Origin of the sequence: Thermogemmatispora sp., assembly GCF_019683635.1 — a bacterium.
GTDB lineage: Bacteria > Chloroflexota > Ktedonobacteria > Ktedonobacterales > Ktedonobacteraceae > Thermogemmatispora.
Window position 1 is genome coordinate 1 of record NZ_JADGIA010000251.1, and the last position, 6,542, is coordinate 6,542.

Sequence of the window (6,542 nt, forward strand, 5' to 3'; positions counted from 1 at the left end):
GAGGGCCGGCCCGCGCGGCACGGACGGGGAAGGGGACTGTGCGGCCCGACCCTCCTGGGGCAAGCGTGTCGGAAGGAGGCCGACCGTGGCAACTGCCGAAGAGATCATTAAGGCTGTCGCCGTTCTGGTGAAACAAGAGGGCAAGGAGATTTTTAGCCGCGAGGATATTCGTCGTCAGCTCGGGGTTGATCGCCCGACCTGGGAGCGCAGCTATACCGGGATCTTTCAGATGATGCGCTCAGATGGCATCTCGAAGATCAAGTATGGGACAGCGCGTCCGCGCCGGGTGGAGAATGCCAGCCATCCCTTAAAGGTGGGTCCACGCTTCAAGGATGTCTTCCGCCGTGTCGAACATGGGCGGCATACCCTGACCGAGTATGGCTGGCGCTTGATCGATGAGGTGCTGGCCGAAGAGCGCTCCGGTTGAGTCGCTGCGAGCGCCTGGTTGGTCTGGTCGGCGTTGACCAGCGGGCGTGCACTGCTTTGGAAAGGCGGGCCGGGACAGGGAGGTCGGCGGCCCGTTGTTTCTCCTGAGTGCGCGTCTCGTCTGGGAGCCGGGAGCGGCGAGAGCGCAGAGAGGCAAGATGGCTGTACCGAGAGGAGAACGGACGCTATGGTTGTGGGCGATGTGACCACCGCGGTCGATGTGCTGGTCCTTGGCGGGGGACCGGCGGGCTATGTGGCCGCTATTCGGGCCGCGCAGTTGGGACGGCAGGTGACGCTGGTTGATCCTGAGCCGCCCGGGGGGACGTGTTTGCATCGGGGGTGCATTCCGCTGAAGGCGCTGCTGACCGCCAGTGAGCGCTATGCCGGGCTGCGGCGCGAGACGCTGGAGCCGCTGGGGATACGGCTGACGGGAGTGACCTTCGATTGGGACCGCCTGCAAGCCTGGAAGGCGAGCATTGTGGCGCGCCTGGCCGAGGGCGTGCGGCGCTTGCTGGCCGGCAATCGCGTGCAGTATGTGGCGGGCCGGGCCTGGTTTCTGGGTCCCGAGGAGGTGCGCGTCGAGAGCGAGCAGGGCGAGCGCTTCAAGTTTGAGCATTGTCTGATCGCTGTTGGGGCCGAGGCTGTGCCGCCGCCGGGCCTGGACTACGATGGGCGGACGCTGCTGACGCCGGAGCAGGCTCTGAGTCTGGCAGCGCTGCCGGAGGCGCTGACGGTGGCCGGGTCCGATTATCTGGCGCTGGAGCTGGCGACGCTCTTTGCTCGTCTGGGGGTGCGTGTGCGGCTCTGTGTGCCGGGCCAGGAGCTGCTGGCGGGCGTGGAGGCGGCGGCCCTGCGCCTGGTGCAGGCCGGGCTGCGTCAGCTTGGGGTCCAGGTGAGCAGCAATCTGCCGCCTGAGCGCGTGGAGGAGCGCCCGCTGGTGGTCTGCGGCGAGCTGCGTCCGCGTACGGCGGGGCTGCAGTTGGAGGCGGCGGGCGTGCGCACCGATGAGCGTGGGGCCGTTCTGGTCTCGCCGTCGCTGCAGAGCAGTGCTGCGCGCATCTATGCCGCCGGCGACTGTGCTGCGACGGGGGCGCCGCCGCTGGCGAGTGTGGCCATCAAGCAGGGCAAGGTGGCGGCTGAGGCGCTCTGCGGACGCCGGGTGCAGTTCGCGCCGCTGGCGCTGCCGCGCGTGGTTCTGTCGTCGCCGGAGCTGGCGACTGTGGGCTACTCGGCTCAGGAGGCCGAGCGCGCCGGCTACCGCGTGAAGACGGGGCGCTTTCCGCTGGGGGCCAACGGGCGCGCGCTGATGCTGGGCGGCGAGACGGGCACGGCGCTGGTGGTGGCGAATGCTGAGGATGAGACGATTCTTGGGGTGACCATCGTGGGGCCGCGCGCCGGCGAGCTGATCACGGCTGGGGTGCTGGCGATCGAGATGGGGGCGACGCTGACCGATCTGGCCGAGCTGCTCTATGCTCATCCTTCGCTGAGCGAGGGACTGCTGGAGAGCGCCGAGGAGGCCCTTGGGCAGGCGATCCATGTGCTGGGACGGACGGCGGGGCGCTGAGGTGAGATGGCCATGCCTGAGCTGGACAGGGCTGGAGCTGGTTGAGGTGGCCGCCGGGTCGGCCTGCGCTCAACCAGCTCGCTTTTCTCTATCCCGCCTTTCTGCTCGCCTGCCCGGCGCCTGGCCTGAGCGCCGGGCGGTGGCTCTCTCCCCTCGCCTGCAGGCAGACTGCTGGCAGGCTCACTGACTGAGTGGAGAGGAGAGGCGCCCGCCGGCGAGGCTAGCGCGGCGAGGCGGCGTCGGCATGCGTTGATCCGAGGTGGCCGCCGATGATGCCGCCGAGCAGGGCGAGCAGGAACGAGAGTAGATTGATGAAGATGAGGACGATGTAGAACTCCAGAAGCTGAGTGCTGGGCATGAAGACGGAGACGCTGCTGGCGCTCTGGTCGATGAGGGGTGACCGGGTCGCGGGCAACATGGAGACGATGGTGATGACCAGCCAGACGCCGCTGCCGACGGTGGTCAGCAGGGCGGCGATGCAGCCGGTCGTTCCCCCGACAGTGTAACCGTCATCGCGCACCCCGGTGCAGCGCGCGATGAGACTCGCCAGCAAGAGGGCCAGGCTGCCAGGTAGACCCAGCCAGAGGCCCAGGAGCATGAGCAGCCGTAGCTCCGGCGCCCACGCCAGCCCGAGCTGGTCGAAGAAGAGCGCGAAGAGTAGCAGAAATTGACCCGCTGCGGTGATGGCCCCTCCCACCAGACCAATGGTTAACGGCAGGCGTTCACTCAGCGTCGGCTCACAGTGCAGCGATGTGTGGTGTTGCATACATACTGCCCCCCGCCTGGGTTTGACTAAACCAGATTTCTCTGTCTGCTTGTCTCTCCTGTGATATGGTACGTCTCGCAGGTAAGAGAGTTCTCGATGAGGATTCCCGAATGTACCGTTATTGTGATCTGGACCTGAACCGTTCTTGTCTCTAAGGCGCGTCGCAGAAGTTGTATCCCACTTCTATTTATGTATCCTTTTATGGAAATTTGCAAGACCTTAGACTAAAAGGGGGTGGAGAAGAAAGTATACCGCTTGCTTCTTTGCTGACCTTGATGTCACTTGAGTGTGACAGGGTGTTTCTTCTCTTGTGTACGTGATCAATGGTGATTCGCCTTTCCTTCTCAGCGTTCTGCTGCTCAGCGTGGCATTGCCGGGACGGGGCGGCGCTCTCGCCAATGGCTGGACCGACTGCCCACACTCTCCTCCGATGGGTCAGGTCTCCCCGGTGGGTAACGCTTGCGACTCGCTCGCCAGTTTCCTCGCGAGGCGAGGTGAGACGAGGCGGGACGAGATAAAGAAAGAAAGCAAGGAGGTTTCAAAATGCTAGCCGGCCTGATCAATCTGATGATGGCGCTGCTGCGCCTGCTCTGGTTCCTGCTCTCAACGCGCGTAGGCAATCTGTTGGCTGCCGCGGGCCTGCTGATCAGCGGCTTTCTGTGGGGCGTGACCTCCCATCAGGTCCACTTTCAGGATGCCCCCGCGATTGCCTGGTTTCAGGACTATTCTTCTGACGAGGGCTACGATTATCTGCAGATCAATCACGGCAAGCAGTTCTACGTGATCAAGGATGCCGATTTTTCGCCCTATCCCGGCGGGGTCTTTGCGGATACGCGGCCCAGGCTGCTCTCGCTGGTCTATGAGAGCGATGCGCAGCAGTCGGTAGAGCTGAATCTGCAGAACGGCGAGCGCCTGACGGGCAGCGGCTACCGCGTGGTGGCCTTTTCGCTGGTGACCGAAGAGGGCCAGCCGTACACCTTTACAACGGCGGACTACCGCACCTCTCCCCGCGGCTTCTACGATGATCATTGGCCAGTGGCGACCTGGCTCTTGCTGATCGGCTTTGCCTTTCTGGCCTGGGGTTTGCTGGGGCCGCTGGTGCTGGATCTGTTGCTGCTGCACCGGGGTCGTGTACCGGGCGAAGAGCCGATCTCTACGGAGAAGGCTTATCGCCTGCTGGGCCGCCAGTTGAGCAATCCGTGGCTGTGGCGGGGGCCGAAGAAGCCGCGCGAGTTCGATCCGCGCGATCTGGCGAAGTAGCGCGCGGGTGCGCGATTGGGGACCGCCTGGCTCTGGCGGCTGCGTGGCAGCTGCGACCCACACTGCAACCAAGAGGCCAGCGGCGGAGGGTGGGCGCGCACGACGCCCGCCCTCTGGGGGAGGCGCCGGCTCCTCCTACCGCTGGCCGATGCAACAGCTAGGCACGCACTGGCAGAAGAAGGGTGTTGACTGGAAGTAGAAGAAATCTGCTCGCGTCCTGGCTGAGTTAGTCGAAGTGCGACACGGCGGGCGCTGCTCCTTTCCAGGGACTGGCCCGGCCCGGGCTGGGCGGCAGTCCAGGATGGAGGAGGCGCCGCAGCAGACGGCGATCGAGACGTCCGCTCATCCGGTCTTCCTCTCTGGAAAGGGAATCTCTTTCCAGATGGCGCGCTCGGCATCGTAGATGCTGCGCAGGGCGTGGAGCGGGATCTCTACCTCGTAGCCCGGCTCTTCCAGGGTGATGCGCAAACGAGCGGTCTTTTCGTCGACGGCCAGCACGCGGCCCGACCAGATGCCCGGGCGCACGCCAGGCAGGTAGTAGCGGACGCGCTGACCGACCAGCGAGTGTGGCGGCATGCGGGTAGCCTCCTCTCTCTCGTGATTTGGCGCTCAAGGGATGGCGCTTGTGCTCTTATAGGGCGATGACGGCCTGGCGGACGTAGCCGGCCTGGCAGGCCCGCCGGCGGAAGGCGCGCTGTTGCTCCGGCGAGGCGTAGAGTTTGGTCTTGATGGCCTCCCACTCCCATTCAAGCGCGCGATAGGCATGGAAGGTTTTGTTTTCGATCGGCAGGAATTCCTGTGCGAGCTGGTCGGCCTCGCGCCGGTGCTGGCTGAGGATCAGCGTTTCGAGGCTCTTGACGATGAAGCCGCCGCGGGCCCAGTGCCAGGTTCCGTCGGTGAGCATCTGGCCGGGCTGCTGCCAGACGTCGAGCGAGAGGCGCACGAGGGCGGGCGCGGCCTCTTCGCGGCCCTCCAGGCAGGCGAGCTGATAGCGCAGCTGCTTGAGGTCGCCGTCGTGGAGGATCTGGCCGCGGAGGCTGCGGGCCTCGCGGACGGCTTCGGCCAGGGCGCCGGGGTCGCCTCTTTCGCGGGAGTATTCTCCGAGGAGGACGGCCCGGTAGGCGTGGCAGATTTCGGCGTAGGCCCGCCCCCGGACGAGCGTCAGGGCGGTCTGGACGAGGCCCAGGGCTTCGAGGTAGCGGCCCGCGCGCTCGGGGACGACGGCGCTGCGCATGAGCAGCCGCGCCGACAGCTCCGGCTCGCTGAGGGCCCGCAGGACAAGGGTGGGGTCGTCTGCACTGCTGCAGGCTGTGGCGAGGATGGGCAGCGATTGACAGATGGTGCGCCGACTCAGCAACATAACATTCTCCTCACTCAGTTGCACAACATGACAATCCGTTGACTGTCTCTCAGAAGAAGAACCCTTCTCAGACGGCTCTCGCCCGCGCCCTTGGGGGCTACGGCTATACTACCATGAAAAGTATATCCTTTTAAGGTGTATGTGTCAATAGTTTTATCAAAATAACATGCCTTTAAGCAAACTCTTTTATAGGGACTCCTCAAAAGAGTTGCCATTATGCTAATTTAGCGCCATGCCAATACGAATCAGAGTCCGGGAGATCGCCCAACAGAAGGGAATAAGCCAATCCCGCCTTTCGCGCCTGGCCGACCTGAACGTCGGGATGATACAGCGCATCTTCCACGATCCCTACACAAATATCACCTTAACAACCTTGGAGAAACTGGCGCGAGCGCTGCGCGTTGATCCATCTGAGTTGATTGAGCTTGAGCCGCCGCTAGAGGAGGAGCAGGTAGCGAAAGACTCCTGATTGTTCCTCTTTTTTCGACCTGATCCTCCTCGTCCTCCTGATCCTTCTTCATACTGCCGGGCAGCGTGCTTTTGCTGGTGTGCTCGCTGTAGTATTTGCCCTCTATCTTGATAGCAGAAGTTTTGTCCTGATTAAAGATGTGATGTTGTTAATGTCTGTTATGCCGTTCACTTCGAGGATCTCGGCACCCGCTTTCTCATGCAGCGATCCTCGAAAGGCTTGAGAAGCGCTCGGAGGGGCAAAGTGCCTGGCATCATAGCCGTGCTAGAGCGGTCACTGATGACCGCTTTTTTGGGATCATCGAAAAAGCTTGACGGAGGCGGCTCCAGATGCTACTCTAGAGGGGGTACCCTCTGAAAGAGAGGAAAAGCCCGTTTGGGATTGAAACGAACGCAACATCGAGCTGGGGGGCGGGGGGACAACCTCTGAAAGAGAGGAAAAGCCCGTTTGGGATTGAAACAGCACCGCCGCCAAGTCAGCCTCATCCTTGATCCCAAACTCTGAAAGAGAGGAAAAGCCCGTTTGGGATTGAAACAATGTCTGCCAACAGCTCAGGGGGTTGAGGTTCCTCTCTGAAAGAGAGGAAAAGCCCGTTTGGGATTGAAACCGCTCTAGGGTGAAGCTGACTGGGACGTAGGCTAGCTCTGAAAGAGAGGAAAAGCCCGTTTGGGATTGAAACTCAGGGGCCGGTCTATCC

At 63.0% G+C, this 6,542-nt stretch carries 7 protein-coding genes and 1 CRISPR repeat array; of the genes, 4 read left to right on the plus strand and 3 right to left on the minus strand.

Going from position 1 to position 6,542, the window contains the following annotated elements:
• Both IRZ31_RS19250 and IRZ31_RS19255 read left to right on the plus strand, forming a co-directional pair.
• A partial coding sequence (locus IRZ31_RS19250; protein ID WP_297156710.1) for a hypothetical protein occupies window positions 1-427 on the plus strand: 427 nt, incomplete at its 5' end.
• Between the two features lie 186 nt (window positions 428-613).
• Window positions 614-1,990, plus strand: a complete 1,377-nt coding sequence (locus tag IRZ31_RS19255) for an FAD-dependent oxidoreductase (protein WP_297156713.1) — start codon at window positions 614-616, stop codon at window positions 1,988-1,990.
• A gap of 220 nt (window positions 1,991-2,210) precedes the next feature.
• Here IRZ31_RS19255 and IRZ31_RS19260 read toward each other — a convergent pair whose 3' ends face one another.
• On the minus strand, window positions 2,211-2,756 hold the full coding sequence (locus tag IRZ31_RS19260) for a hypothetical protein (RefSeq protein WP_297156716.1): 546 nt from the start codon (window positions 2,754-2,756) through the stop codon (window positions 2,211-2,213).
• A 543-nt stretch (window positions 2,757-3,299) separates the two neighbouring features.
• On the opposite strand from IRZ31_RS19260, the gene IRZ31_RS19265 reads away from it, so the two are divergent.
• Window positions 3,300-4,016: a hypothetical protein gene (locus IRZ31_RS19265; protein WP_297156719.1), complete on the plus strand. Its 717-nt coding sequence runs from the start codon at window positions 3,300-3,302 to the stop codon at window positions 4,014-4,016.
• A gap of 342 nt (window positions 4,017-4,358) precedes the next feature.
• Here IRZ31_RS19265 and IRZ31_RS19270 read toward each other — a convergent pair whose 3' ends face one another.
• Both IRZ31_RS19270 and IRZ31_RS19275 read right to left on the minus strand, forming a co-directional pair.
• Window positions 4,359-4,592, minus strand: coding sequence for a hypothetical protein (locus tag IRZ31_RS19270; RefSeq protein ID WP_297156722.1), 234 nt, complete (start codon window positions 4,590-4,592; stop codon window positions 4,359-4,361).
• A 55-nt stretch (window positions 4,593-4,647) separates the two neighbouring features.
• Window positions 4,648-5,376 carry a hypothetical protein gene (locus tag IRZ31_RS19275; protein WP_112431928.1) on the minus strand — a complete coding sequence of 243 codons (729 nt, stop codon included), beginning with the start codon at window positions 5,374-5,376 and terminating at the stop codon, window positions 4,648-4,650.
• Between the two features lie 232 nt (window positions 5,377-5,608).
• Here IRZ31_RS19275 and IRZ31_RS19280 point away from each other — a divergent pair, with 232 nt between their 5' ends.
• Window positions 5,609-5,845 (plus strand): helix-turn-helix transcriptional regulator, encoded by a 237-nt coding sequence (locus IRZ31_RS19280; protein ID WP_297156725.1) that lies wholly within the window; start codon window positions 5,609-5,611, stop codon window positions 5,843-5,845.
• Window positions 5,846-6,196: 351 nt separating this feature from the next.
• Window positions 6,197-6,524: a CRISPR direct-repeat array (repeat unit 37 nt; unit sequence CTCTGAAAGAGAGGAAAAGCCCGTTTGGGATTGAAAC).
• Window positions 6,525-6,542: the final 18 nt, after the last annotated feature.

What these genes read in the sequence shown, in the direction of transcription:
- IRZ31_RS19255 (WP_297156713.1), top strand. Translation starts at nt 614, where the DNA reads ATGGTTGTGGGCGATGTGACCACCGCGGTCGATGTGCTGGTCCTTGGC.
- IRZ31_RS19260 (WP_297156716.1), bottom strand. Translation starts at nt 2,756, where the DNA reads ATGCAACACCACACATCGCTGCACTGTGAGCCGACGCTGAGTGAACGC.
- IRZ31_RS19265 (WP_297156719.1), top strand. Translation starts at nt 3,300, where the DNA reads ATGCTAGCCGGCCTGATCAATCTGATGATGGCGCTGCTGCGCCTGCTC.
- IRZ31_RS19270 (WP_297156722.1), bottom strand. Translation starts at nt 4,592, where the DNA reads ATGCCGCCACACTCGCTGGTCGGTCAGCGCGTCCGCTACTACCTGCCT.
- IRZ31_RS19275 (WP_112431928.1), bottom strand. Translation starts at nt 5,376, where the DNA reads ATGTTGCTGAGTCGGCGCACCATCTGTCAATCGCTGCCCATCCTCGCC.
- IRZ31_RS19280 (WP_297156725.1), top strand. Translation starts at nt 5,609, where the DNA reads ATGCCAATACGAATCAGAGTCCGGGAGATCGCCCAACAGAAGGGAATA.